The sequence below is a fragment of the Pseudomonas salicis genome (assembly GCF_057128705.1).
In genome coordinates, this window is sequence record NZ_JBSKHU010000001.1 from 630,840 (window position 1) to 655,979 (window position 25,140).

Consider the following 25,140-nt stretch of genomic DNA (forward strand, 5'->3'; position numbering starts at 1 on the left):
TAACCAGGAAAACGGTGACGGAGGTGAGGGCAACGGCATTGATCAAGTGGATAGTCATGGTCGTGAATCCTGTAGGGAAGATCGTAAGGGAGGTAAGCGATGGAGGCGATGTTACGCGAGGCCCGAAAAACCTGAAGACAATCGCTTTCATGGTGGACATCAACGGGATTAATAAGGGCGGCGGGAGGCTCTGGGCCTTGTGTTTCAAGGCGTGCGCCAGCACCGCTCCTGCTTCTGGTCGAAGGCGATATTGGGCCTGATGCATTGCTTGCGCTTGATTCTGCCCGTAGGGCGTAGGAGTTGGCTTGCCTACGATCGGCTGCGCAGCAGTCGTAAATCCGATGCACGCGGGCTGCCTGACACAACCGAGGTGATCGGTTTTACTGCCGCTGCGCGGCAGATCGTAGGCAAGCCAACTCCCACGGCCTTCGGCCAGAATCAAGCGCGAAAATGAAACAACCTGAAACATTTCCCGGAACCGACCTGCATGCGGGACCACACAGTTGCCATCCTTCATTCCCGGATGGCGACTCCCATGCGTATTTCGAACAGCCCCTACAGCGGTATCGCACCTCAGTCCGACAGCGGCGAGTCGGCTCAATCCCTGCCACTGGCAAAATCAGCCAGCACGTTGCTGAGTCAGGGCGCGAACCCCAATGTCCAGTTCGGCGCGGCGACGGCTCAGCCTGCCGGGGACATCGCAGCCACTGAAAAGCAATTGCTGTCCCTGCTGTTGCAGCTGTTCAAGGGCAACGCCCAACACCCGCAGACACCGCAAACCCCGCCCCAAGGCACGCCGGCCAACACGTCATCTTCAGCCACATCGTCGGCCACATCCTCGGCCAATACGCCCACGCAAGCCCCGGCCAGCGCCAGCAAACCCAACGCCGTCAGCGACGTCAGTGCCTCGACACCCACCGATGCCAGCCAACCCACCGACCAACCCAAATCCACCGAAGCCAGCTTCCTCGACGACTCGAAATACTCGTCGCCCAAGGAGCTGGAACGCTGGGCGCCGATGGTCGCCAACTTGCCGCCGGACCAGCGCGAGCAGGCCGCCAAGGAGTTGAACCGGCCCATCGCCGCCGCGCGCATGGCGGCTGAAAAAGGCCCGGACGCCGCCAAGGCCATGGACTTCATCAACGCCAACCCGGCGCTGAAAACCGCCGTGGACACCGGCAAGCACGGCGGCAAGGCGGACGGCAAGATCACCGACGGCGATCTCAACGCCTTCGCCAAGAACATGCAAAAGGCCGCCGACAGCGCTGACAAAGACATTTCGAATTATCAGAAAGACCACCCGGACGCCGATCCGCAGTCGATGGAACTGGTGCGCAGCGCCGCCTTGATGCGCGCCAACGAACCGCTGACCAAGGCCGCCGACCCCAAGCACGCGGCGGGCACAGACGGCGAAACCAAAGTCGACGGGCTGACCAGCGCCGATGGCCTGAAAGCCCTCCAAAGCGACAACCCCGGGCTGGCCGGACCGCTCAAACAGGCGGCCAAGACCTGGTCGCAGCCGGGCTTCCTGACCCAGATCGACCAGGGCGGTCTGGAAGGACGGTCACTGGCGGCCCACAGCCCCGACAAACTGTTCAGCGCCAGCAACATCAGCGACTGGATCAAGAAACAGGCGCCCACCAACGGCGGTGAATTCGCCAGCGTGTTGAGCGACGCCGCGACCCTCAATTCGGTCGCCAACACCGACATCAGCAAGCTGGGCAAGGACGTTTTCGACAACCCTTCGGCCTACACCGGCGAGCAAAAGGCTGCGGTGATGGTCAAGTTGCAACAGACCCAGCAAAGCGTCGTGGCCGGGGAAGACCTGCGCAAGACCGGTAAGACCGAAGACGCGCTCAACGAAAAAATTGGCCAATTGCAGGCCGACCCCGACGTGCAAGCCTTCCTTGATCAACAGATCCCGCAGCAGTCGCGCAACTTGGTCAACAACACGCCGAGCTTGCAAAAGGCCGTCAACGAACAGATGCAGAAGGTCAACAGCGGTGAGGCCTTGCAGACTGATTTGAACACCGCCGACAAGGCCACCAGCAAGGACAAACCCAACGCCGATTACAGCAGTGCCCTCGGCGGATTGTCCGCGCAACTGCAAATGCAACAGGACCTGCTGGGGCCGAACGCCAACGTGCCCACCGCGCAACAGGTGCTGGGCCAACGCCCGGACCTGCAAGGCAAGGTTCAGGACTCGTACGTCAGTAATTTCAGCGAAGGCGGCGCGGTCAAGCAGCTGCTGAACCAGAAGAAAGCCGACGGCGAGCAAGCCTTGAATAGCGCCGACGCGCAAAAGGCGGCCTACGACAGCGTGTTGCCGCAGGATTTCGTGCAGGGCCAACAACAGAACTACGTGCAGTCCACCTTCGCACAGCTTCAGGACTCCAAACCCGGCCGCAAGATGCTCGACGAAGCGAGCAAGGGTGACAAGGACCACGCGCCGTCCCAGGTCGCGAAAATGGCCTCCCACATGGGCCCGGCAGCGTTCCAGTCCATCGCAGGATTCGCCTCCGTCTCCGACATGCTGGCCCGCGGCGACAAGACCGACGCCGCCAAGACGATTTACGACAGCACCAAATCAGGCCTGTCGGCCGCCAAGCAAGGCTACGACGCGGTGGCGAAATCCGCCGGGCGCGCGGGGTTGGGTGAAGTGGCGGCGAAAGTCGGCGGGCGCGTCGCGGGCATGGTCGTCGGTGAAGCCGCCGGGATGGCCGCCGGGGCCGCCATCGGCGCCTCGATTCCGGTGGTCGGCTGGATCGCCGACGCCGCCATGAGCCTGGGTTTCGGGATCTCCGCGATCATCGAAGCCGTGAAGAAGCATAAGGCGCAGAAAGCCTTCGACCACAATGTCGACCCGGTCCTGGACCAGTTCGGCATTCCGAAGGCCCATTGATTCTTCCCTGACCTGAAACGAGGTAAACGATCATGAACATGAGTGTTTCGTCGCATCGCCCCCCGCAGGACCTGAACACACCCACGGATTTTTCCTCACTGAGCGGCAAATCCGGCCAGCACAACGGCCTCGGCAGCAGTGGCAGCGGCAACCAGGCCATCGACCCCAGCGCGTTGCTGTTCGCCAGCCCGACGCAGTCCCAAGTCAACTTCGCGCCACCCAACAGCCAGGACCCGCAGGTGGACGCCAGCAACCCGGCCTCCAGCACTGATCAACAGGCCGGGGTGGTTCAGCAGATCATGAGCCTGCTGATGCAGTTGATGCAGATGCTCATGCAGAACAACCCCAACAGCCCGTCCAACGCGCAAAACCTCGCGGCGCAGAACCCGGCCAGTGGTAGCGGAAGCGGTGCCGGGAGCGGCGCAGTGGACGGGGCGGGTTCCGGCGCAGGTTCGGGCGAGGGCGCGTCGGGTGCAGAGGGCGCTGGGGCGCCGGCCAGCAACGCCGCCAGCGCGGTGCCGGGCGATACGTCGCTCACCGGTTCCGGCGATCTGCACCTGCCCAAGCAGCTCGAACCGTACCGCAACGACATCATGGACGCCTCGAAGGCCACGGGCGTTCCGCCGAGCGTGCTGGCCGGGCAGATCTGGGCCGAGTCCCGTGGCCAGTTGGGCCAGGACACCACCAACGTCAACGGCAAGACCGATGCGGGCCTGATGCAGGTCAACGCCGATACCTTCGCCGGTCTGAAAAAGGAAAACCCCGATCTGCTGGGCAACGCCGACGTGAACAACGCCCACGACAACATCATGGCGGGCGCGCTGTACATGCGCGATCAGAAAGAGGCGTTCGGCGACTGGGGTTCCGCGCTGCGGGCCTACAACTCTGGCCCGGACAAGGTCAGCAAGGGTGACCTGGCCAACGCAGGCGGCGTGGGCGATCCCGACTACGTCAACAACGTCATGAACTTCGCGAAGATCATCGAAAGCGGTCAGGGGCAATTGCCCGGCTGATCGGTGACTCGCTCAAGGGCCGGGTGACGGGCGGGTGTGTGCCCGTCGCGCGGTCTGGCTCGTACATCAACAAGAGGTGTTAACCATGAATGGAATCCAGAGAACCCCCCAAGGCGCTCAGCCGGTCGCCAGCACGTCGGCGAACACCGTCAATGACACCGACGCAGGGCATGGCGCGGGGCGGGTTGCCGCGTTGTCTCCGGCGCTGGTGCAAGCGGAAGTCACGCTGATCGCCGATTACCTGAAACAGCGCGTTTTTTCTGCCCATTACCAGAATTTGAAAACGGCTCCTCCCGGCGCCAGCCAAGAGGCGCTGGATGACATCAACCAACATAACGAAGGCGTGACCCGGCATAACGCGCAGCTCAACGACATCGCCACCAGCCGTGCCCGCGTGTTGCAGCGGGAGGGCGAAACCCTGAGCGACATCGCCGACACCCTGGCCAAGGGCGAGAAGTTCGACCGGCTGGCGACCCACACGTCCAGCGCGTTCCGTGCGATTCCCTTCGCCGCCGCCACGGCGTTGCAATACGCCCGCCCCGAGATCAACAAGGGCGACTGGCTGCCGACGCCACTCAAACCCCTGACGCCGCTGATTTCCGGAGCGCTGTCGGGTGTCATGGATCAGGTGGGCACCGGGGTGATGAACCGGGTCACCGGCGACAATCAATTCCTCAAGACCACGCCGGACAAACTGCATGATGCGATGGCGGTCTCCCAGCGGCTGCACGCACCGGGGTTGGTCCGGCAGAGCGTCGACATGGGCGTGGCGATTCAGGGCTACACCGCCCGTAACGCAGCGCGTACGGTCATGGCCACCGCGCTGGCGGGGCATCCCAAGGCACAGGGCGCGATGGACACCGCGATCTCCACGGTCGGTGGACTCGGGGCGAATGCTGTATTCGGCAACCGGTTGCAAGCCACGGAACACCGTGACCATCAGCGCGGTGGGGCCTATGTGTTCGGCCGTAAAGACGCCGAGACCAAGCCGTTGGACGAAGAAACGGAATGGCTCGACGCCTATAAGGGCATCAAGAACGCCAGCTATTCGGGAGCGGCGGTCAATGCCGGCAAACGCCTCGCGGGCATGCCTATCGACATCCTGACCGACAGCAGCAAAGCCGTGCGCAGCCTGGTTTCGGCCACCAGCCTGACCCAGAACGGGCTGGCGTTGGCGGGTGGGTTCGCGGGCGCGGGCAAGTTGCAGGAATTGGCGACCAGAAACCTCAGTAATCCTTATGCCAAGACCGTTGTCAGCCAGTTGACCAACACGGCTGCATCGGCCGCCGTGTTTGCTGGCTGGACCACCGCAGGCGTGATGACCGACCCAGCCACCAAGGGCGCGGAAGCCTTCCTGCAAAACACCGTCAAGGGTGCGGCGTCCACGTCAGCTTCTTTCGTTGGCGACAAGACCATGGCGGGCGCCAAAGCCGTGGGCCGTGGTGCTTCCGAAACTGTGTCCACAACCGGCGCGGCCTTGCGGGCGCAGTACGAGAATCATGTGCGCCGTCGTGAACGGGAGCGGGATGTCGAGGGGGAAGGGGGGATGGAGATGACCTGAGGTGGCTTGAAGTTTTGAGCCGCGAGTTTTGAGCTGCAAGCTGCAAGAAAGAGCAGAATTCGCGCGCTTCAGACGCTTTTGATTCTGCCCGGAGGGCGTAGGAGTTGGCTTGCCTACGATCGGCTGCGAAGCAGTCGCAAATTCAGAGCATGCGATCTGTCTGACAGGGTGGAGGTGTTTGGTTCTACTGCCGCTGCGCAGCAGATCGTAGGCAAGCCAACTCCCACGGCCCGTAATCAAAAGCGTTGTGCAGCGCTTGTTAGAGTACGCGACGCGTTCAGTGACTATGCAAACTGATGCGTTAGCGTATAGCGTTAGCCTTTATGGCCTTAGTTCTTTTCCGTCTGCACTTATTTGGCGCATACACATTAGATATCCATAACTCAAAAGTCTGTTAGTACCCCTCAAAACTTGCACAATCGTGCTTTTATTTAAGCCCACAGAACTAATAGCACACGGCCCACTCGAAGCGTTTAATGGCAGATAGTTTGCCATCGGGCGGATGAAGCTTCGCGATTGAGGCACACGCCCGAAATCAGGACTAACCTGAGCAGACGCGGGCGTTCGCCGTTGATACCGACTGTCCAGTCAAACGCCGCTCGCTGGCTGCACAGGCCATCCATGCAAGTCTGGAAATGTAGACCGTCCTTATTTGAGGGCACCGTTTTTATTGTCGAAGACATTCACTGGCCGGGCGATTCGCCCGCCTCGACAGACATGACACTTGGAGCAATCGGCGATGAATAAGCAATGGGTTTGGGGCCTGACGGTTTCCGTGCTGGCTTTGGGTGTGTCCACCGCGTATGCGGCGTCCGATGTGAACACTGGCAAGGCCGTGGCGGAATACGGCTCCGAGAAAGTCGGCCCGAACCGAACGGCCTCTGATGGCAGCGACCATGTCGGAGCGAATGCGACCGCGTCCGATGGCGCGGATCACGTGGGCGCCAATGCCACCGCTTCCGACGGTTCTGATCGCGTCGGTGCAAATCGCGTAGCCGCAGATGGTGCTGACCGCGTAGGTGCCAACCGCGTAGCGGCTGACGGCGCGGATCGTGTCGGTGCGAATCGTGTCGCTGCTGACGGCGCAGACCGAGTCGGTGCGAATCGTGTCGCTGCTGACGGCGCAGACCGAGTCGGTGCGAACCGCGTAGCGGCTGATGGTGCAGATCGCGTGGGTGCAAACCGCGTAGCTGCTGATGGCGCTGATCGCGTGGGTGCCAATCGCGTAGCGGCTGACGGTGCTGATCATGTGGGCGCGAATTCCGTAGCTGCTGATGGCGCTGATCGTGTGGGTGCAAACCGCGTAGCTGCTGATGGCGCTGATCGTGTAGGTGCCAATCGCGTAGCGGCTGACGGTGCTGATCATGTGGGCGCAAATTCCGTTGCTGCTGATGGCGCTGATCGTGTAGGTGCCAATCGCGTAGCGGCTGATGGCGCTGATCGTGTGGGAGCCAACCGAGTAGCAGCTGACGGTGCGGATCGTGTAGGTGCCAATCGCGTAGCGGCCGACGGTGCGGATCATGTGGGTGCGAACTCCGTAGCCGCTGACGGCGCCGATCGTGTGGGAGCCAACCGAGTAGCCGCCGACGGCGCGGATCGCGTCGGTGCCAATCGTGTTGCTGCTGACGGAGCAGATCACGTCGGCGCCAACGCTGTCGCTGCGAACGGCCAGCCTGAACGCGGCCTCGCATCCGATGGCGCGGACAAGGTCGGCGCGTCCCGCGTGGCGGCTCAGGACGAGAAAAAACTCGACCACATGAACTTCCGCGAAGTGGCCGGTGAGATGGATTACGACAAACTTACCCGATGATCCTGACGTAACGTGAAAGCCCGCCCTCAATGCATCGAGGGCGGGCTTTTTTTGCTTCCGCTACTCGCGTGCCCTCCCTCGACGGCATAATCGCGCCTTCTTTCAACAGGAGACCGCCCGATGACTGACCGTACGCTGATTGTTCCCGACACCATGACATCCCTCGTTGAACGCGCCGGTTACGCCCCTGCTGTGAGCGTCGGCGACACGTTGTACTGCGCCGGACAAGTCGGCAGAACCGCCGACCTCAAGGTGATCGACGACCCGGAACAACAGTTCATCGCTGCCTGGGACAACCTGCGTCAGGTGCTCGAAGCGGGAGGCTGCACGTTCGAAGACATCGTCGACATGACCACCTACCACGTGAACATGTCGCAGCACATGCCGATGTTTCGTGATGTGAAAAACCGGCTGTTCCCCCGAGGCCTGTGCGCCTGGACCTGCATCGGCGTGAGCGAACTGGCGCACCCCGGCATCCTGGTGGAAATCAAATGCGTGGCGGTGCGGCGTCGGGCGTGATCATTGGGCGGTATGACAGCCGGCCGCTCGTGGAGGATGGGCTGAACTAACGCTGCGCCATCCGGGTCGGTTTTACATCGCTCATCCATTGCTGGAGTCTGCCATGCAGCCTTATGTCATTTGCCACATGATGTCGTCCCTCGACGGCCACGCGCTCACCGACGGCTGGGACCGCGCCTTCAAGAAATCCGCGGGCGACCTCTACGAAACGCTGGCCCAGACCTTCGAATTCGATGCCTGGATCTGCGGTCGCGTGACCATGCAGGAAATCGCCCACGACGACGGCTATCCGAAAGGCTTGGCGAAGGGTGCGATTCCGCGCACGGATCACTTCGTCGAGCGGAAAGCCGACACCTATGCCATTTCCATCGACCCCCACGGCAAGGTGGGCTGGAAGAAAAATGAGGCGCTGGGTTCCCACGTGGTTGAAGTGCTCACCGAGGGCGTTTCGGACGACTACCTCGCGCACCTGCAATCCGTGGGTGTTTCGTACCTGTTTGCGGGAAAAACCGAAATCGATCTCCAGCACGTGGTGGACGTGTTAAGCAGAGAACTGGGCTGCAAACGGCTGATCGTCGAAGGTGGGCCCCATGTCAGCGGCTCGTTCGTCAACGCCGGTCTGGTGGACGAAGTGAGCGTGCTGGTTCTGCCGCTGGTGGACGGTCGTGGCGAACACCCCGCTTCATTTGAAGTGTCGCCGGGCGCCTGGAAACAGCCCGCGCACCTCAAGCTGTCGTCTGCCGAGGTTCAAGAAGGCGGCGCTGTGTGGCTGCGTTACACCAAGGCCTGATGGAGTCATCCGGCGAGGCGCGGCTCGTTGGCATGCTCGACGGCGCTCTGCACCAGGTCGATGAAAGCGTTGAGCGCAGGCGAGCGCACGCCCCGTCGCCAGATCAGCCAGATGTTCAAGTAGCGGAAGTCTTCGCTCAGCGGATAAGCCCGGACGTTGGGGCTGCCTGGCATGCTTTCGAGCATGCTGCGCGGCACCATCGCCACGCCCGCGCCCGCGGTCACACAGGCCAGCATGCCGTGATAGGACTCCATTTCGAGGATCTTGCCGGGGGTGGCCATGTCGGCCTTGAACCAGGCTTCGAAGTGGCGGCGGTAGGAGCAGTTCTGACGAAAGCCATAGACCGTCTTGCCGTTCACATCGAGCGCACGGGTCACGGGATCATGGCTGGCAGCGGTGATCAGCAGCATTTCCTCTTCGAACAACTCGACGCCTTCCAGCTCGGGGTGACGCAGTGGCCCATCGACGAACGCAGCACTCAGCCGGCCTGACAACACACCGTCGATCATGTCTCCGGAAGGCCCGGTTGAGAGGTCCAGCTCGACCTTGGGGTAGCGCTGGTGAAACGCCGCCAGCAGGGACGGGATGCGCACGGCCGCCGTACTTTCCATGGAACCCAGTGAAAACGCGCCCTGAGGCTCGGACCCCGAGGTGGCCTGACGCGCCTCCTCAACCAGATCGAGAATGCGCCGGGTGTAGTCGAGAAACGTCCAGCCGGTGGGGGACAGACGCAGGCGCAGTTTTTCGCGAATGAACAGATCGACGCCCAGTTCCTGTTCCAGTTGCTTGATGCGAGTGGTCAGGTTGGACGGCACACGGTGCAGGCGCTGGGCCGCCGCGGTGATGCTGCCTTCTTCGGCAATGGCCTTGAACAGTTCGAGTTGGGTCAGGTCCATGTGGGCGGTCAACCTTTCACGTTTTGAGAATGTGTTTTTGATAATTATTCATTATCGGAAATGGTTTGGAGAGCCTATCGTGGTCCCAAGACTTCAGCAATGGGTGGCCGTCGGACGGCATTCAGTGTGAAGGTCACACCACCACAGGAGGCATTTACTCATGTCGCAACACGCATCTTCGTCTCACGCCATTTCGTTGAACCCTGCCACTGGCAAGGTGTTTGCCGAGTATCCGTTCGAACAGGCTGCCGAGCTTGAGCAGTCCCTGAGCCGCGCTGCCGCTGGCTTCAAAGCCTGGCGCAAGGAGCCGATCAGCGTGCGCGCCGAGCAGTTGCGCAAAATCGCCAAGGTCTTGCGCAAGAACGCCGAGGCACTGGCGCAGATGATGACCGCCGAAATGGGCAAGCCCATCGCCCAGTCCCGTGGCGAGGTGGAAAAAACCGCTGCCACCTGCGAGTGGTACGCCGAAAACGGCCCGGCCATGCTGGCCCCGGAAAAGACCCCGGTCGAGAACGACAAGGCGTACATCGATTACCTGCCGCTGGGCCCGATCCTGGCCGTAATGCCGTGGAACTTCCCGATCTGGCAGGTGATGCGCGGCGCGATCCCGATGATTCTTTCGGGCAATACCTACGTCCTCAAACACGCCCCCAACGTCATGGGTAGCGCGTACCTGTTGCGTGATGCCTGGGCCGAAGCCGGTCTGCCGGAAGGTGTGTTCGAAGTGATCAACGTCGGCAACGAAGGCGTTTCGAAAGCCATTGCCGATCCACGCATTGCCGCGGTTGCCGTCACTGGCAGCGTGCGCGCCGGTGCTGCCATCGCCGCTCAGGCCGGTGCAGCGTTGAAGAAGTGCGTGCTGGAGCTGGGCGGTTCGGACCCGTTCATCGTGCTGGCGGACGCGGATCTGGACGAGGCCGTGAAGGCCGCGACGATCGGCCGTTATCAGAACAGTGGCCAGATTTGCGTGGCGGCCAAGCGCATCATCGTCGAAGAAAGCGTGCTGCCCGCGTTCACCGAGAAGTTTGTGACGGCGGTCAAGGCGCTGAAAGTCGGTGATCCGCTGGATGAGGCGAATTACGTCGGTCCAATGGCCCGTTACGACCTGCGCGACGAGCTGCATGCCCAAGTGCAGAAAACCCTGAGCGAAGGCGCGACGCTGTTGTTCGGCGGTGAAAAGGTCGCGGGCGAGGGCAATTACTATGCGCCGACGATCCTGTCGGATGTGCGGCCAGGCATGACGTCGTTTACGGAAGAGCTGTTTGGCCCCGTAGCGTCCTTGATCGTCGCCCGTGATGCTGAGCATGCCGTCGAACTTGCCAACGACAGCGAGTTCGGTCTGGCAGGCAGCGTCTGGACGGCGGACGTCGAAAAGGCCCGCGACATCGCGGCGCGACTGGAAACCGGCGGCGTGTTCATCAATGGCTACACCGCCTCTGACGCCCGGGTGCCCATTGGCGGCGTGAAGAAAAGCGGATTCGGCCGGGAGCTGTCGCACTTCGGCATCCGCGAATTCTGCAACGCGCAGACCGTCTGGCTGGATCGTCGTTAATCGGCGTCAGCCGGTAGCACCGAACCCCGCGCAATCAATGACTGCGCGGGGTTTTTCTTTTGTGTTCTGTGATGGGCACGCCGTGCTGCTACAAAGAGCCATGTGATCCGCAACCTCCCTGCACGCCGCACACTGTGGGAGACGCCGGAGGTTACGACGGCAGCGAAGCGACTGGCGCAGTTTCAACTGTGGGAGCGTGTCGTGTTCCGGTAATTTGCGCTGCCGCAATCGCCGACCTAAACCGACTTCTTCTGCCGTTCCCGATGCGCCGCTGCTTTGGCGCGGTTGCCGCAGGCGGCCATGCTGCACCAGCGGCGTTTCTTGCCTCGGGTGTGGTCAACGAACATCAGGGTGCAGGTCGGTCCTTCGCAGCTTTTGACGTCTGAAAAATCCTCGGTGCACAGGAACTCGGCAATCGCCTCTCCTACGGGCAACAACAAAGATTCCGGCGTACGCCAGCGCCGTTTCAGGCCAAGGGACAGTTTTCCGTCGAGACCTTCGCCGGCCGTGATTTCCGCGTACTTCTCATCCCGTTCCAGCAAACGATTCAGCGATCCGAGTTCCGAAGCGGCCGACGGATCAAGGGGCTGCCCTCGGTGTTTGAGCACGAACGCCCGAAACCACTCGCGGAGCGATCTTGCTTGCGCGGCGGCGTTGTCCAGCTCGCCCGGCAGCGCGCTTTCACGCAGGGTGTTAAGAACGGATTCGTCGACCCAGCCCGATTGGCGCAACCAGTCCAGCCAGCCGTCACCGTCATTGATCCAGTCGACAGGTTCGGTCATCGGCGTGGCGATGGAATTCAGAAAGTCCAGTGCAGGGGCGTCTGCGACGAAAATGGCGGGGCCGCGAAGCTTGGAGGTCATGAAGGTTCCCCAACGAAGAATCGGCCAATGGTAACCCCTGAAATGCACTTGGCCAAGTTACGGTTTCGTGAGTGACACTGCGCACTGACGAATGACCGAAGCCGCTCATGGTGAAGACAGGGGCGCCAGCGCATCGCGCAGGCGCGGACTGGCAAAGTCCAGAAATCGACGGATTTTCAACGGCATGTGACGGTGAGGCGCGTGCAGGATATGAATGGGGAAGGGCGGCAATTCGTATTCTTCGAGGACGATGCGCAAGGTTCCGGCCTGGATGGCTTCATGGGCCTGGTAATGAAGCAGTCGGGCGAACCCCACACCTTGCACGGCGGCGTCCACCAGCGCGTTGGCCCCCGTGAGGAGGCGCGGAGCAAAGGCCACCTCAATGGACGCGCCGGTGTCCGGAGCCTGAAAGCGCCAGCCAGCGGTCAACGTCGGACCGTCTGTGGCGATACACGGCATGTGCTTCAAGTCGAGGGGCGTCTGCGGCACGCCATGTTCGGCGAGCAACTTGGGACTGGCGCAGATCACTCCGCGCACCGCACCGACGCGGGTGGCAATCATGCCGCTGTCGGGTAGATGGCCGATGCGCACGGCCATATCGATCTGGTCGTCGAGCAAATCGACATTCCGGTCTCGCAGGTCGAGTCTGACGTTGATTTCGGGAAACAGTCCGAGGAAATCCGCCACCACCGGCAGCACGTGAAGGCGGCCAAACAGCAGCGGGGCGGAGATGACCAGTTCCCCCCGAGGCGCAACGAATTCCCCCGCAGCCGTACGTTCCGCTTCGGCGACCTGTTCGAGGATTTTCTTCGCGGCGGCGGCATAAATCACCCCCGCATCGGTCAGGCCGAGTTTGCGCGTCGTGCGCGTTAGTAACTGCGTTCCCAAATGCTTTTCGAGGTCCCCGATGTTGCGGCTGACCGTCTGGACCGGAATCCGCAAGGCACGAGCGGCAGCGGAAAAACTCCCGGTTTCGATGGTGCTCAGCAACAGGTTCATCGCTTCGATACGGTCCACTTCATCTTCCCGAAAACAGTGAAGGTCTTTCCCGAAAACGTTGGATTATCAAGGTTCCGCGGAGGGTTCATAGTCTGGTCCAGCCCTTTGGGCAGCGCAAGAACCGTCTGTGTGGCGCCACGCAGCGGAGTTTTGTCGCGCGCGAAACCGGCGCCGACGCCGAGGCTGGGCTATGACTGTACACGCGACCCCGGGTGATGCCGCAGCCTGGGTCTGTCCCTTCAAAATCAACACGGCATCCAAGAGAATTTGTCATGAGTGACGCACTGACCCAAGGTGTTCACCACGTAGGGCTGGCCGTGGAAGACCTCGACCAGACCGTCGATTTTTTCTGCACATGCCTGGGCTGGAAAGAAGTCGGGCGCAACCCGGCCTATCCTTCGGCATTCGTCAACGACGGCACCGTGACCGTCACGCTCTGGCAGGTGGCGGACCCGCAGACAGCCACACGCTTCGACCGCCGAAAAAACATTGGCCTGCACCACCTTGCCCTGGCCGTGACCGACTTGCCGGACGTGTTCGAGAAAGTCAGTGCCTACCCCGGCGTGGTCGTGGAATTCGCGCCGCAGCCGACAGGGCCCGACTCTCTACGCTCCCATTTCATTTGCGCAATCCCAGGCGGGATTCGTGTTGAATTCGCCACTCGCGCCCCGGCCGCCACGGCCAAGTGACTCCCAACACCAGGAGATGAATCGATGCCTTACGTCAACATCAAAGTCACCCGGGAAGGCACCTCGCCCGGTGCCAGTGCCACCACGCCGGAACAGAAAAAAGCCTTGATTCAAGGCGTCAGCCAGTTGTTGCTCGACGTATTGGGCAAGCCGCTCGATTCCACGTTCGTCGTCATTGACGAGGTCGACCTCGACAGTTGGGGTGTCGGCGGTGTCACGGTTTCAGAATACCGGGACAGCCTCAAACGCACGTCCTGACGCTACGGCGTGCCCGCAAGACAGGGACGTCTTGTTTCATTCCTCTTTCCACGTTCATGGTGCGCACGGCTGCCCGTGTGTAGCTCCCTCCTGCGCCTGCATTTTCCTGTTCGTTTATAGAAAATAACCTGCATTAACATGTTTGACAGGTTACTTATTCGTATGCAAGGATGAACCCACTTCAACGCAGGCCTGCAGGGGGAACGCCCCATGCTGACCTCCTGTTTACCTATCAAGGATCACAACGTATGACGTTCAATAAATTGCTGGCGGCCATGTGCGCCAGTGCGGCGATCGCTGTCGGTTCAGGCATCACAACCGCTCAGGCGGCCACGGAGAAAACCATGACGTCCAGTGTTCAAACTTTCCAGCAAGTGCATTACCGCTACGCGCAAGTCAATGACGTCAAAGTGTTCTACCGTGAGGCAGGCAACCCGGCCAACCCCACTGTTTTGCTGCTGCACGGTTTCCCGACTTCATCGTTCATGTACCGTAACCTGATCCCGATCCTGTCCAAGCGCTATCACGTGGTTGCGCCGGATTTCCCAGGCTTCGGTCTGACCGAAAGTCCGGCCCGGGATCACTATGTGTATTCGTTCGAGAACATCGCGAACACGATCAATCAGTTCACGGAACAGCTCGGCCTGAAGCACTACGCAATGGAAGTGTTCGACTACGGTGCACCGGTGGGCTGGCGTCTGGCGAAAGCCCACCCTGAGCGCATCACTGCGATCATCACCCAGAACGGCAACGCCTACGTCGAGGGTTTGAGCGATGGCTGGGCGCCGATTCAGAAATACTGGAAAGACCCGTCGCAGCAGAACCGCGATGCATTGCGTCCGTTCTTTGAGACAGATGCCATCCGGGACCAATACACGCACGGCACGCAAGATCCGAGTGTGGTCGCACCGGAAACGTACTTGATGGATGCCGCGCATGTCGCTCGCGGTGATAACGCTGAAATTCAACTGGATTTGTTTCGCGATTACCGTAACAACGTCGCGATGTATCCCGAGTTTCAGAAGTACTTCCGCGAACACCAGCCGCCGCTCCTGGCCGTATGGGGCAAGAATGATCCGTTCTTTCTGCCATCCGGTGCAGAAGCCTTCAAGCGGGATTTGAAACATGCCGATGTTCGTTTCTACGATACCGGTCACTTCGCACTCGAAACTCACGTCGATGAAATAGGCGCGGCGATCGTTCAGTTCCTCGACCATAACGTCAAGCGCAAGTAAGGCGGCCGCTTCGAGGGTCAAGTGACACACTTGAAGCTAAAGCAGAACGTGAAAATGGCGGCCATTGTGGTCGCCATTTTTTATGGGCGTCGGTTGGGTTTCTTCAAATAAACCCTAACTTGCCCAAAGGTTTTAATGAGGTTATTCAGGCCGCTTCCGCAGTCCTGTGTCAGGCCCGAGCCTTCATGGCGACGCGGCCATACGCGGCAAGAAGCCGCCGTGCCTAATCCAGAAACAACCCCTGTTCCTGCTCGAAGGTCTCCATCAGGTAATCCGCGACCGCCCGAATGGGCAAGTCTTTCCGATCCTGCGGGCGTATCAACAGCCATGCCTCCCTGGGCGGCGGGGCACTCTTCAACTGGCAAAGCCGCAGCGTCGGTTCCTGTCGCCCCACGTAATGAGGCACAAGCGCCAGCCCCGATCCGAACCGGGCCGCCGTGGCCTGGGCAATGTGGTTGTTGGCGCGAAACGGCACCCGTGCGGACGGGAAGTGGCGGGCGAGCCACAACGCTTCTGGCATGTCCGAATTTTCTTCATCGAAGCTGATGAATTTCGGATCGCCACCGGCTTCGACGGCGCGGCAGACGTCGTCCGTGCCGTAATACCCGAAGGCCAGTCGACCCAGTGGTTTGGCGATGAAATTGCCATCCAGTGGCTTGCCGATGCGCACGGCGATGTCCGCCTGATGCCGTTCCAGGCTGACCGAGCGCAGGTCGGTGGCCAGATCAATGTCGAGGCCCGGGTACATCACCGGCATCCTGGCCAGCCGCTCGATGGGTTGAATCCCCGCGCCCTTGATCCACCGCTTAGGCTCCGGAAAGGTTCAACACCACGCCGCCCAAGTGACGGGTCAGCTCAGCAGTGGTCATCTGTGGCGAGAGCCTGAAGGACTGGCCCGCCCACATGTTGGTGAAGTCTGAGACCCCGGCCTTGTCGGTCACTGCACGCAACGGCATCAGCGCGCCGCCTGCGGTGGGAAAGGCCGGGGCGTGTTCGGACAGCGGGCCGATTTCGCGCATCAGGCGGTTGAGAATGCCCCGCGCCGGACGGCCCGTGAACAGGTTGGTCAGTACTGTGCTGTCGTCGTCGGCATTCAGCAGTGCCTGACGGTGGAAATCGCTGATCTTCGCTTCCGGCGTCAACAGGTACGCGGTGCCCACCTGAATGGCTTCGGCCCCCAACGCGAAGGCCGCCCGCGCACCCCGCGCCTCGGCAATGCCCCCCGCTGCGATCACCGGGATCGACACAGCATCAACGATCTGCGGCACCAACGAGAACAGCCCGACCTGCGCGGCCATATCGTGGGTCAGGAAGTTGCCCCGATGACCGCCCGCTTCGTAGCCCATGGCAATCACCGCGTCGACACCACGCTCGGCCAGCCATTGCGCTTCTTTGACCGTGGTGGCCGACGCGATGATTTTCGCCCCGGTGGCGCGCACGCGCTTCAACAGCGCTTCATCCGGCAGGCCAAAATGGAAACTGACGACCTCGGGCCGGTACTGCTCGACGACACGGCAATAGGCGTCATCGAAGGGTGCCCGCGCCGAGGAGGGAATCGGCTCGGCAGGGTCCAACCCCAGCTCGACATAATAGGGCGCCAGTTTCGATCGCCAGGCCATCTGCTTCACCGGGTCAGCGGCGGGCGCGATGTGGGAGAAAAAATTCAGGTTGATCGGCTTGCGGGTCTGCCCACGAATCTCGTCCAGCGCGGCGGTCATTTGCTCAATGGAGAGCATCGCCCCCGGCAGGGAACCCAGGCCGCCCGCATTGCTGGCTTCGATGACCATTTTCGCGGTGGTCGCGCCCGCCATGGGGGCCTGGATGATGGGCAGATCAATACCGAAAAGGTCGAGGATGCGGTGGCTCATGGGTGACTCCTGGTGGTTCGAATCAAGGGTTCAGACGTCCAGGCCTGATCGGAACAGAATGCCCGGACTCGTGTCGTCGGTGCGCAACGGGTGTGCAGAAAAGCACGGCGGGTCGCGCGTTGCAGGGGTCTTCTCGCCCGCTATTTCAGCTCCCTCGTGACCTGGGAGATGAAGCTGCGAATCCACTCATGCTGGGGTTTGTCCTGCTTGGCGATGTCCCAGACCATGAAGCAGCGAAACGACGGCACGGCCAGCGGCACCGGGCAGGTCGTCAGCGGCATGTATTGGGCGAAACTGCGCGCCGCAAAGGTCGGAATCGTCGCCACCACGTCGGTGCTCAACAGCGTCGTCAGCGCCCCGGCGAAGTGGGTGAACGACGCCGTCACCTTGCGCGTGTGGCCCGCCGCCTCGAACAGGTCATCGATGAACCCCCGTCGTCCGTCGAAGCAGATTCGCACGTGTTCCGCGGCAAAATAATCGTCCAGTTCCAGCGGCTCCGATTCGCCTGCTCCTGGCCGGTACAGGCAGGAATAGGACGACGAAAACAGCACCTGTGACGAGTATTGCGTACTGAAATCCTTCGGCTCGCTGCAGATCACCAGGTCCATCGCCGGATCATGCAGCGCGTTCTTCCACAGCGAACTGTTGGTCTGGTGAAAGGCGAAGCGAATGCCGAGCCGTTCCTGAGACACGGCACCGACGAGCCGGGGTGCGAGAAACGCTTCGAGGTCGTCCGACATCGCGAGGTTGAAGACGTAATGGGATTCCTCGGGTGAAAACGAGGTGTCCGACCCCAGCAGCGCAGACACGGTGGACAGCGCCTCGGTGATCATCGGCGCGATCTCCAGTGCCTTGCGTGTGGGCTGCATCCCGGCACTGGTGCGCACGAACAGCTCATCGCCGAAGTGTTCGCGCAGACGCCGAAGCGCCGAACTCACTGCGCCCTGAGTCACGTGCAAGACGGCGGACGCCCGCGTGGCGCTGCGTTCCGTCATCAGACAGTGAAACGTCAGCAGCAGGTTCAGGTCCATGCGCGCGATATTACGTACGTTAATCCGGCTCATATTTCCTAATCGTTTGTCACCGCTCCCTGGCCATTTCACGATGCCCCCGCACGACACACATAACCAGAAATGACCAACCAAAGGGGCAGTCCAATGAGCGTGGCACAACATTCGGCACAAAGGGAAGCGTCGGCTTCCGACACGGAACGGGTCGACATCAACAAGCGGGCGATCGCCGTTGGTATCGGCAATTTCATGGAATGGTTCGACTTCGCGATCTACGGGTACTTCGCCGGGATCATCGGCACGCTGTTCTTTCCCTCCACCGCAGCGGGGGTTTCGCTGCTCTCGTCCCTGGCCGTGTTCGCTGTCGGCTTTCTGTCCCGCCCGTTGGGCGCTCTGGTGCTGGGGCCGTTGGGTGACCGGCTGGGTCGTCGCGCCGTGTTGATTGTGACGGTGTTCGGCATGGGCATTTGCACCACGATCATCGGCCTGTTGCCCTCGTACGAGGCCATTGGCATCGCGGCGCCAATCCTGTTGATCGCGTTGCGCTTCATTCAGGGGATGATGGTCGGCGGCGAGTGGTCGAGCGCCGGGATTTACATTGTGGAAAGCGCGCCGAGCCACCGCCGGGCCACAGCTGCCAGTGTGATCACCGGCACCGCCGGGCTGGCGTTTCTGGTCGGCACGTTTACGGCGGCGATGCTGTCCTCGAACCTGACGGACGCGCAACTGATGGCCTGGGGGTGGCGTGTGCCGTTCGTGGTCTCGATCGTCATGACCGGCATCGCCGTGTTCATCCGCCGCAAGTTGGGCGACACCCCGGTCTACGAAGAACTGGTCAAACAACGTCAGTCTGCCCATGTGTCGCTGCCGTCCCGCGCGGCCAAGCGCAAGGCGTTCATCACCACGTACGCGTTTTCGGCGCTGTTCGGGGTGTCGCTGTATTACTTCATCACCTACGCCAACAACCATCTGGTCACCGCCGTCGGCCTGCCGAAAAGCACCGCGTTGTGGCTGTGCAGCGCCGCGCTGGTGGTGTACTGCATCGTCAACCCGGTCATTGGGCGCATCAGCGACGCCATTGGCCGCCGCACATTGGTGCTGTTTTCCGCTGCGGGCCTGACGGTCATGGCCTACCCGATCTTCTGGATGCTCAACAGTGGCAGCACCGCGCTGATCATCACAGCCTTGCTGGTGTTCGCGATTCTGGTGGCGATCACGGCGGTCATGGACGTGGTGCTGCTGGTGGAAGTCTTCCCGGCCTCCATTCGTTCCACCGGTGCCGCCCTGGGCCATAACCTGGCGTTGGCGACGCTGGCAGGCCCCGGACCGTTCATTGCCGCCGCGCTGATCAAGGCCACCGGCGACGTCAACATGCCCGCGCTTTACCTCACCGCAGTGTCGGCCCTGTGTTTTGCCGTGCTGTTGATGACCCTTCCAGAAACCAAAGACAACAACATTTCTGCGTACTAGGAGAACAGCATGACCCGTATCGCCGTTGTACAAGCCTCTTCCGTTCCGTTCGCCCCCGTGGCCAGCGCCGAAAAGGCCTGTGAGATTTTGCACCGCGTCGCCAGCCAGGGCGCGCGGCTGGCGGTCTTCCCGGAAGCCTTTATCGGCGGATATCCCAAGGGCCAGAGTTTCGGCAGCGTCGTCGGTAACCGGACCATCGATGGCCGGGACCTCTACAACGAATATTTCGAAGGCGCCGTTGCGCTGGACGGGCCCGAGCTGGCCATCATCGCCGAGTGCGCGACTGAGGTGAACGTGATCGCAGTCATGGGCATCATCGAACGTTTCGGGCGGACCCTGTACTGCACCGCCGTGACGTTCGTGCCCGGCAAAGGCATTGCAAGCTATCACCGCAAATTGATGCCCACTGGCCAGGAACGCATCATCTGGGGGTTTGGTGACGGCTCGACCATCGAGGCGGTGCCCACCGAGATTGGCATCATTGGCAACGTGATTTGCTGGGAAAACTACATGCCGGCGCTGCGGCAGGCGATGTACGCCCAAGGCACTCAGTTCTATTGCGCACCGACCGCCGATGACCGCAAGGGCTGGAGCAGTTCGATGGTGCACATCGCGCTGGAAGGACGAGCGTTCGTGCTGTCGGCCTGCCAGGCGATCAAGCTGAACGAGTACCCGCACAGCTATCAGGAGGCGTTCGGTCTGGAATTCAACGCCGACGAATACATCATGCGCGGTGGCAGCATGATCGTCAGCCCCATGGGTGAAGTGCTCGCGGGGCCGGTGTTCGACACCGAAACCGAGCTGTACGCCGACGTCGACCTGGCGATGCTGAACAAATCCAACCTGGACTTCGATGTCTGCGGCCATTACTCGCGGCCCGACGTGTTCGAGTTGCAGGTCAACACCAAGGCGATGCGTCCGGTGAGCTTTAAATAAGCCGTCATGACGCGACAGGGGAAGGCGCTTGAGATGAGGATTGCGCATCGTTTTTAGGCGTCTTCTGAGGGCAAAGGGACTTGGTCAGGCTAAGCGATACGGGCGTGGAGGCCGTAACGAAATTACGCGATGGTGGTTATCTCCTGAGCAGATGGCTCAGCGGGTGACAGGCTTTTTATCGTTAACGGTGATAGTCAGCATCAAGGATTACAAGTTCAGTTATGCCGCCCGATCTGGACAATGGCCTGCATTAGAAAAGCTGCCCGCTGGGGCAGCACGAATGACAGGAATCCCCCATGCGTCTGACCCTTGCTTCGATGGCCCTGACGGCTTTCGCCGTGTTGACCGGTTGTGCTTCTGCGCCCAACGAACCCACTTTGACCCTGCAAACCAGCAAGTCGCCGGAGCAGTTCGCGGCCTGTGTGGTGCCCAAGCTGCAAAGTCATTCGCTGAGCCCGTTGCTGTCCCAGACCCAGCGCCACTACCGGATCACCATGTCCAGCTCACTGGCGGCCGACAACGTGATCGAAGCCTATAAGGCGGGCAGCGGTGGCAAGGTGTTCATCTATGAACGCAGCCTGCTGTCGTCGGGCGTGGGCCAGGCCGCCAAAGACTGCGTGTGATTCAGCCCGCTACGGTCTATAGCACCCAACCGAGTCCCAGCGATTTGTGCAGCGCGGCGAAATCTTTGAGCAGCGCTGCATCACCGGAAATGCGGCTTTCCTGCGCCTGGTAGCGGGTGCGTTCGGCGTCAAGCCAGTCCAGCGTGCTGGCGGTGCCAGCGCGATAGCGTTGCTGGGTGAGGTCGGCGGCGCGTACGGCGGAGGCCTCGACGTTGCGCAACAGCACGACGTTTTCCCGCTGATGGCCGTAGCGCGCCAGTGACACGTCCGCATCCCGCAAGGCACTCAACACCACACTTTTATACTGCGCGAGCGCTTCGTCGTGCCCGGCTTCGGCGCCTTCGACGCTGGCGGCCACGCGCCCGAAATCCAGAATGTTCCAGGTCAGGCGCGGCAACAACAGCCACGTGCCGTTTTCCTTGCGCGCAAGGTGGCCGGGGTCGGCCGCGGAGAACGACAGGTCTCCGGTCAGGCTGAGCTTCGGGAACCAGTCGGCTTTCTTTTCGCCGATCTGTGCGTTGCTGGAAGCGAGGGCGCGTTCGGCCACGCGGATGTCAGGGCGCGCCTTGAGAATCGCCGCTGGGTCGGCGAAGGGCACCTGGCTGGGGATCGACGGCATGGGTTGCGCGGTGTTCAGTTTGTCGTCGAGTTCGCCGGGCTCCAGCCCGCACAGCAGACTCAGATGGTCCACCGATTCGACAATCGAGGCTTGCAGCGGCAGACGCTGGGCGCGGGTGTTGTCGGCCTGGGTCAGCACTTGCTCCAGTTGCAATTGTGACGCCACGCCCCGGCTGCGGCGTTGCCGCGTGAGGTCCAGTGCCTGATCTTCGATGGCCACGCTGGCCTCGACCAGCGCCAGACGCGCCTGTTGGTCGCGAAGGTCGGCGTAGGTCTGGACGATCTCTGCCGCCAGTTGCACCTGCGCGTCCGCCAGCCGGGCCTGTGACGATTCGGCTTCGGCCTGGGCGGCTTCGATGGCGCGACGCGAGCCGCCGAACAGGTCGGCCTCCCAACTGGCGTCGAACCCGGCGAGGTACAGTGTCAGCGGCCCACGACCACCGCCGCCACTGTCACCCCCCAATACAGAGGTGTCAGGAGAGCGCAGTTTCAGCATTGCGGCATCGCCGCTGATTTTGGGCAGCAACTCGGCGTCGGCGCCTTTGAGACTGGCGCGAGATTGCCGCAGCCGTGCCTGAGCCGTGGCGATGTCGGGGCTGTTTTGCATCGCCTGACTGATCAGCGCATTGAGCTGCGTATCCCCAAGCGACTGCCACCACTGGGCGACAGCGGGTTCCGGGGCGGCGTGGGCGTCCGCGTGGGGGAGTTGACCGGCCGCCAGGGTTTTCGGCGCCACGTTCGGTGCGCCGTGGTAATCCGGGCCGACGGTGCAGGCCGACAACAGCGCAGCGGACAGCAGCAGGAGGGGGAATGAACGGGGAATCATTATCGTGGACCTGCCTGCGCGGCGCGCTTTTTCAGGATGAAGATCAGGGGGAAGCACGCCAGCATGGCCATCCCCAGCACATAAAAAGCATCGTTGTAGGCCAGCACCGACGCCTGCTGCGCAATGTCGCTGCCCAGTTGCGCGAAGGCCTGGAGTTGGGCGGTGGACGGGTCGCCGGTCTGGGCCAGAAATCGGGCGGTGTCACTGGCCATGTGGTCCTGCGCCAGTTGGCTGTTGGCAAGAATGCCTTCGCGCAGCACGTCGTCGTGGTAGTGACTGCGTCGGTCCATCAACACACCGAGCAGCGCCAGGCCGAGGGTGCCCCCCAGGTTGCGCGACATGTTGTACAGCCCGGCGGCGTCGCCCGCGTCTTTGGCCTCGACCGAACGCATCGACAGTTGGCTCAACGGCAGCATGACCAGAATCTGGCCGAACCCTCGGAGTAACTGCGACAGGGTGAAGTCGTGGCCCACGCTCTGAACCGTCAGTTCGGTGTCGAGAAAACAGCTGGCCCAATACAGCAGCAGCCCCGCGCCGACCATCAGCCGCAGGTCGTAACGCCCCAGCATCTTCGGCAGGATCGGCATCAGGAAGAACGCCGGAATGCCTGACAGCAGCATGATCGAACCCGACTGCTCGGCGTTGTAGCCCGAGAGGATGCCGAGGAATTGCGGCACCAGATACGCCGTGCCGTACAGCCCGGCGCCCACCGCCGTGGCGATCAGCAAGACACTGCCGAAGCTGCTGTTGAGCACCAGTTGCAGACGCAGGATCGGCGTACTGGAGCGGACCTGGCCCACCGCGATCAAAAAGAAACCCAGCAGCGTGGCAAGGCTCAGCCAGACGATCAGCAGCGAGTCGAACCAGTGCTCACGCTGGCCTTCCTCCAGCACCACGGTCAGCGAACTCAGCCCCATCGCCAGGCCGATGATGCCCAGCCAGTCGGCCTTGATGAAGCGTTCCAGGTTCATGCGCTCGCTGGGCAGACCGGTCAGCAGCAGGGTGATCAGTGCGATGCTGATGGGCAGGTTGAGAAAAAAGCACCAGCGCCAGTTGATGTTTTCCGTGAGCCAGCCTCCCACCACCGGCCCCATCAACGGACCGAGAATCGCGGTCATGCCGAAAAGCGTGGTGCCGATCGCCAATTGATGCGGCGGCAGGCGCGTGCGGACGATGGTCTGCGCCGTGGGAATCATCGCGCCCCCCGCGAAACCCTGACCGATGCGCCCGGCGATCATCGCGCCGAGGCTCGATGACAGGCCGCAGAACAGCGAGAAGAAGGTGAACATCAGCGCCGTGCCGATCAGAAAACGCCGCAGGCCGAACACGCGGGTCAGCCAGGCGGCGAGGGGGATCATGACGATTTCCGACATCAGGTAACCGGTGGCGATCCAGGTGCCTTCCGTGCCGGTGGCGCCGATCTGCCCCTGAATCTGCGGCAGCGCCGAGTTGGTGATCGAGATGTCCAGCGTTGCCAGCAACGCCCCCAACGAACCCGCCGCGACGGCGATCCAGTCGGTCAACGAGGCGTTGCGGGGTGTCTCGGCGATGGCCGGAAGGGCAGCGGCATCAGCCATGATGGGCGTCTGCCTTGGCGGTGCGAATGTCCACGTCCACCGTCGCGGACAGGCCGGGCACGAGGGCAGGGCGCACGTCATCGGTCACGTCCAGCGCGATGCGCACCGGCACCCGCTGCACGATCTTGGTGAAATTGCCGGTGGCGTTGGACGGCGGCAACAGCGCGAACTGGGCGCCGGTGCCCGGGGCGAGGCTGTCGATGTGGCCTTGCAGGTCGCGACCCGGCAGGGCATCGACGTGCACGACCACGTTCTGACCGGCGCGCATCTCGCCAATCTGGGTTTCCTTGTAATTGGCGGTCAGGTACACCGCGTTCACCGGCACCACGGTCAGCAACCGCGTGCCGGGCTGGACGTACTGACCGACCCGCACGCCCCGATCGGCGACGCGGCCGTCCAGCGGGCTGCGGATCACTGCATCGTCAACGTCCAGCTGACTCTGCGCCTCGCTGGCCTTGGCCACGCCCAGTTGCGCCTGAGCCTGTTTGAGTTGCGCTTGCAGCGTGCCGTAGCGGGTCTGGCTTGACCGCAATGCGGCCTGCTTGGCGGCGACGTTGCTGCGGGCTTGGGCCAGTTCATTGTTCAGTTGTGCGAGGCGTTCTTCCGGCTCGGCCCCGGATCGGGCGAGCGGCGCATAACGGGCGGCCTCGGTTTGCGCGTGCCTGGCGTCGGCTTGCGCGCCTTGTAATTGGGCCTGGGCCTCGGCGATGGTCGAGTCCTGTTGCACCAGGTCGGCTTCGGCCTTGGCCAGGTCCGCTGTGCGCGCCGCGATGGTGGCTGACGCTTCATCGCTCACCGCCTGGTATTTGCGGGCGTCGAGCCGAACCAGGATGTCGCCGCGCTTGACAGGCTGGTTGTCGGCCACCAGCACTTCACCGACGTAGCCGCTGATCTTCGGCGCGACGCTGATGCTGTCGGCCTGCAAATAGGCGTCGTCGGTGGTTTCGATGAAGCGGCCATGCAGCCACCACCACACGCCCCAGCCCACGGCGAGCAGCAGGGCGACGGAGCCCAGGGTCAGCAGAATGCGTCGGGCTTTGCCACGTTGGCCGGTGGCGGTTTCTTCAGGGGCGACCTGAGGGGTAGGTTGTGCAACGGACATCAGGTCAACTCCGAATTTGTATC

The 25,140-nt window shown here is 62.1% G+C and carries 21 protein-coding genes and 2 pseudogenes; 14 read left to right on the forward strand and 9 right to left on the reverse strand.

The window, feature by feature from the left end; translation table 11 throughout:
• Positions 1 to 535 precede the first annotated feature (535 nt).
• The 7 genes and pseudogenes from ACWKWE_RS02945 (at position 536) to ACWKWE_RS02975 (ending at position 8,595) form a co-directional block, all read left to right on the forward strand.
• Entirely contained in the window at positions 536 to 2,902 is a 2,367-nt protein-coding gene (locus ACWKWE_RS02945; RefSeq protein WP_483849560.1) for a type III effector HrpK domain-containing protein, read from the forward strand.
• Positions 2,903 to 2,940: 38 nt separating this feature from the next.
• Positions 2,941 to 3,915, forward strand: coding sequence for a transglycosylase SLT domain-containing protein (locus ACWKWE_RS02950; protein WP_483849561.1), 975 nt, complete (start codon positions 2,941 to 2,943; stop codon positions 3,913 to 3,915).
• 85 nt (positions 3,916 to 4,000) lie between these two features.
• Positions 4,001 to 5,476: a type III effector gene (locus ACWKWE_RS02955; protein WP_483849562.1), complete on the forward strand. Its 1,476-nt coding sequence runs from the start codon at positions 4,001 to 4,003 to the stop codon at positions 5,474 to 5,476.
• A 739-nt stretch (positions 5,477 to 6,215) separates the two neighbouring features.
• Positions 6,216 to 6,665: pseudogene (locus ACWKWE_RS02960) on the forward strand (phage infection protein); the annotation flags it as partial.
• Between the two features lie 177 nt (positions 6,666 to 6,842).
• Positions 6,843 to 7,094: pseudogene (locus tag ACWKWE_RS02965) on the forward strand (hypothetical protein); the annotation flags it as partial.
• Between the two features lie 312 nt (positions 7,095 to 7,406).
• On the forward strand, positions 7,407 to 7,805 hold the full coding sequence (locus ACWKWE_RS02970) for a RidA family protein (RefSeq protein WP_483849563.1): 399 nt from the start codon (positions 7,407 to 7,409) through the stop codon (positions 7,803 to 7,805).
• Between the two features lie 103 nt (positions 7,806 to 7,908).
• Positions 7,909 to 8,595, forward strand: a complete 687-nt coding sequence (locus ACWKWE_RS02975) for a dihydrofolate reductase family protein (protein ID WP_483849564.1) — start codon at positions 7,909 to 7,911, stop codon at positions 8,593 to 8,595.
• Positions 8,596 to 8,600: 5 nt separating this feature from the next.
• Here ACWKWE_RS02975 and ptrR read toward each other — a convergent pair whose 3' ends face one another.
• Positions 8,601 to 9,491, reverse strand: coding sequence for a putrescine utilization regulator PtrR (gene ptrR, locus ACWKWE_RS02980; protein WP_483849565.1), 891 nt, complete (start codon positions 9,489 to 9,491; stop codon positions 8,601 to 8,603).
• A gap of 160 nt (positions 9,492 to 9,651) precedes the next feature.
• Here ptrR and ACWKWE_RS02985 point away from each other — a divergent pair, with 160 nt between their 5' ends.
• Positions 9,652 to 11,043, forward strand: coding sequence for an aldehyde dehydrogenase family protein (locus ACWKWE_RS02985; protein WP_483849566.1), 1,392 nt, complete (start codon positions 9,652 to 9,654; stop codon positions 11,041 to 11,043).
• Positions 11,044 to 11,279: 236 nt separating this feature from the next.
• On the opposite strand, the gene ACWKWE_RS02990 is transcribed toward ACWKWE_RS02985, so the two are convergent.
• A complete protein-coding gene (locus ACWKWE_RS02990) occupies positions 11,280 to 11,906 on the reverse strand; it encodes a CGNR zinc finger domain-containing protein (RefSeq protein WP_483849567.1) in 627 nt (208 codons plus the stop codon).
• 105 nt (positions 11,907 to 12,011) lie between these two features.
• Positions 12,012 to 12,923, reverse strand: coding sequence for a LysR family transcriptional regulator (locus tag ACWKWE_RS02995; protein WP_483849568.1), 912 nt, complete (start codon positions 12,921 to 12,923; stop codon positions 12,012 to 12,014).
• A 254-nt stretch (positions 12,924 to 13,177) separates the two neighbouring features.
• On the opposite strand from ACWKWE_RS02995, the gene ACWKWE_RS03000 reads away from it, so the two are divergent.
• From ACWKWE_RS03000 to ACWKWE_RS03010, 3 genes are all read left to right on the forward strand, one after another.
• Positions 13,178 to 13,594, forward strand: coding sequence for a VOC family protein (locus ACWKWE_RS03000; protein WP_483849569.1), 417 nt, complete (start codon positions 13,178 to 13,180; stop codon positions 13,592 to 13,594).
• A gap of 24 nt (positions 13,595 to 13,618) precedes the next feature.
• Positions 13,619 to 13,852, forward strand: a complete 234-nt coding sequence (locus ACWKWE_RS03005; RefSeq protein WP_166594342.1) for a tautomerase family protein — start codon at positions 13,619 to 13,621, stop codon at positions 13,850 to 13,852.
• A gap of 248 nt (positions 13,853 to 14,100) precedes the next feature.
• Positions 14,101 to 15,087 carry an alpha/beta fold hydrolase gene (locus tag ACWKWE_RS03010; protein ID WP_483849570.1) on the forward strand — a complete coding sequence of 329 codons (987 nt, stop codon included), beginning with the start codon at positions 14,101 to 14,103 and terminating at the stop codon, positions 15,085 to 15,087.
• A gap of 223 nt (positions 15,088 to 15,310) precedes the next feature.
• On the opposite strand, the gene ACWKWE_RS03015 is transcribed toward ACWKWE_RS03010, so the two are convergent.
• The 3 genes from ACWKWE_RS03015 to ACWKWE_RS03025 all read right to left on the reverse strand — a co-directional run bounded on the left by ACWKWE_RS03015 (position 15,311) and on the right by ACWKWE_RS03025 (position 18,019).
• Positions 15,311 to 15,844: a LysR family transcriptional regulator gene (locus tag ACWKWE_RS03015; protein WP_256665136.1), complete on the reverse strand. Its 534-nt coding sequence runs from the start codon at positions 15,842 to 15,844 to the stop codon at positions 15,311 to 15,313.
• A gap of 49 nt (positions 15,845 to 15,893) precedes the next feature.
• Complete coding sequence (locus tag ACWKWE_RS03020; protein WP_483849571.1) at positions 15,894 to 16,955, reverse strand: NAD(P)H-dependent flavin oxidoreductase; 1,062 nt, start codon at positions 16,953 to 16,955, stop codon at positions 15,894 to 15,896.
• Between the two features lie 140 nt (positions 16,956 to 17,095).
• Positions 17,096 to 18,019 carry a LysR family transcriptional regulator gene (locus ACWKWE_RS03025; RefSeq protein ID WP_166594346.1) on the reverse strand — a complete coding sequence of 308 codons (924 nt, stop codon included), beginning with the start codon at positions 18,017 to 18,019 and terminating at the stop codon, positions 17,096 to 17,098.
• Between the two features lie 93 nt (positions 18,020 to 18,112).
• Between ACWKWE_RS03025 and ACWKWE_RS03030 the strand changes: the two genes are divergently transcribed.
• From ACWKWE_RS03030 to ACWKWE_RS03040, 3 genes are all read left to right on the forward strand, one after another.
• On the forward strand, positions 18,113 to 19,435 hold the full coding sequence (locus ACWKWE_RS03030) for an MFS transporter (protein WP_483849572.1): 1,323 nt from the start codon (positions 18,113 to 18,115) through the stop codon (positions 19,433 to 19,435).
• A 9-nt stretch (positions 19,436 to 19,444) separates the two neighbouring features.
• Positions 19,445 to 20,371 (forward strand): carbon-nitrogen hydrolase family protein, encoded by a 927-nt coding sequence (locus tag ACWKWE_RS03035; RefSeq protein WP_483849573.1) that lies wholly within the window; start codon positions 19,445 to 19,447, stop codon positions 20,369 to 20,371.
• Positions 20,372 to 20,667: 296 nt separating this feature from the next.
• A complete protein-coding gene (locus ACWKWE_RS03040) occupies positions 20,668 to 20,994 on the forward strand; it encodes a hypothetical protein (RefSeq protein ID WP_483849574.1) in 327 nt (108 codons plus the stop codon).
• A 16-nt stretch (positions 20,995 to 21,010) separates the two neighbouring features.
• Here ACWKWE_RS03040 and ACWKWE_RS03045 read toward each other — a convergent pair whose 3' ends face one another.
• Genes ACWKWE_RS03045 through ACWKWE_RS03055 form a run of 3 tightly spaced genes read right to left on the reverse strand, consistent with a single transcriptional unit; the run spans position 21,011 to position 25,117 of the window.
• Positions 21,011 to 22,438 (reverse strand): efflux transporter outer membrane subunit, encoded by a 1,428-nt coding sequence (locus tag ACWKWE_RS03045; RefSeq protein WP_483849575.1) that lies wholly within the window; start codon positions 22,436 to 22,438, stop codon positions 21,011 to 21,013.
• On the reverse strand, positions 22,438 to 24,015 hold the full coding sequence (locus tag ACWKWE_RS03050; RefSeq protein WP_166594351.1) for an MDR family MFS transporter: 1,578 nt from the start codon (positions 24,013 to 24,015) through the stop codon (positions 22,438 to 22,440). Before ACWKWE_RS03050 ends, ACWKWE_RS03045 begins: the two co-directional genes overlap by 1 nt.
• Positions 24,008 to 25,117 carry an HlyD family secretion protein gene (locus ACWKWE_RS03055; RefSeq protein WP_483849576.1) on the reverse strand — a complete coding sequence of 370 codons (1,110 nt, stop codon included), beginning with the start codon at positions 25,115 to 25,117 and terminating at the stop codon, positions 24,008 to 24,010. The genes ACWKWE_RS03050 and ACWKWE_RS03055 overlap by 8 nt, the downstream gene beginning before the upstream one ends.
• Between the last annotated feature and the right edge of the window lie 23 nt (positions 25,118 to 25,140).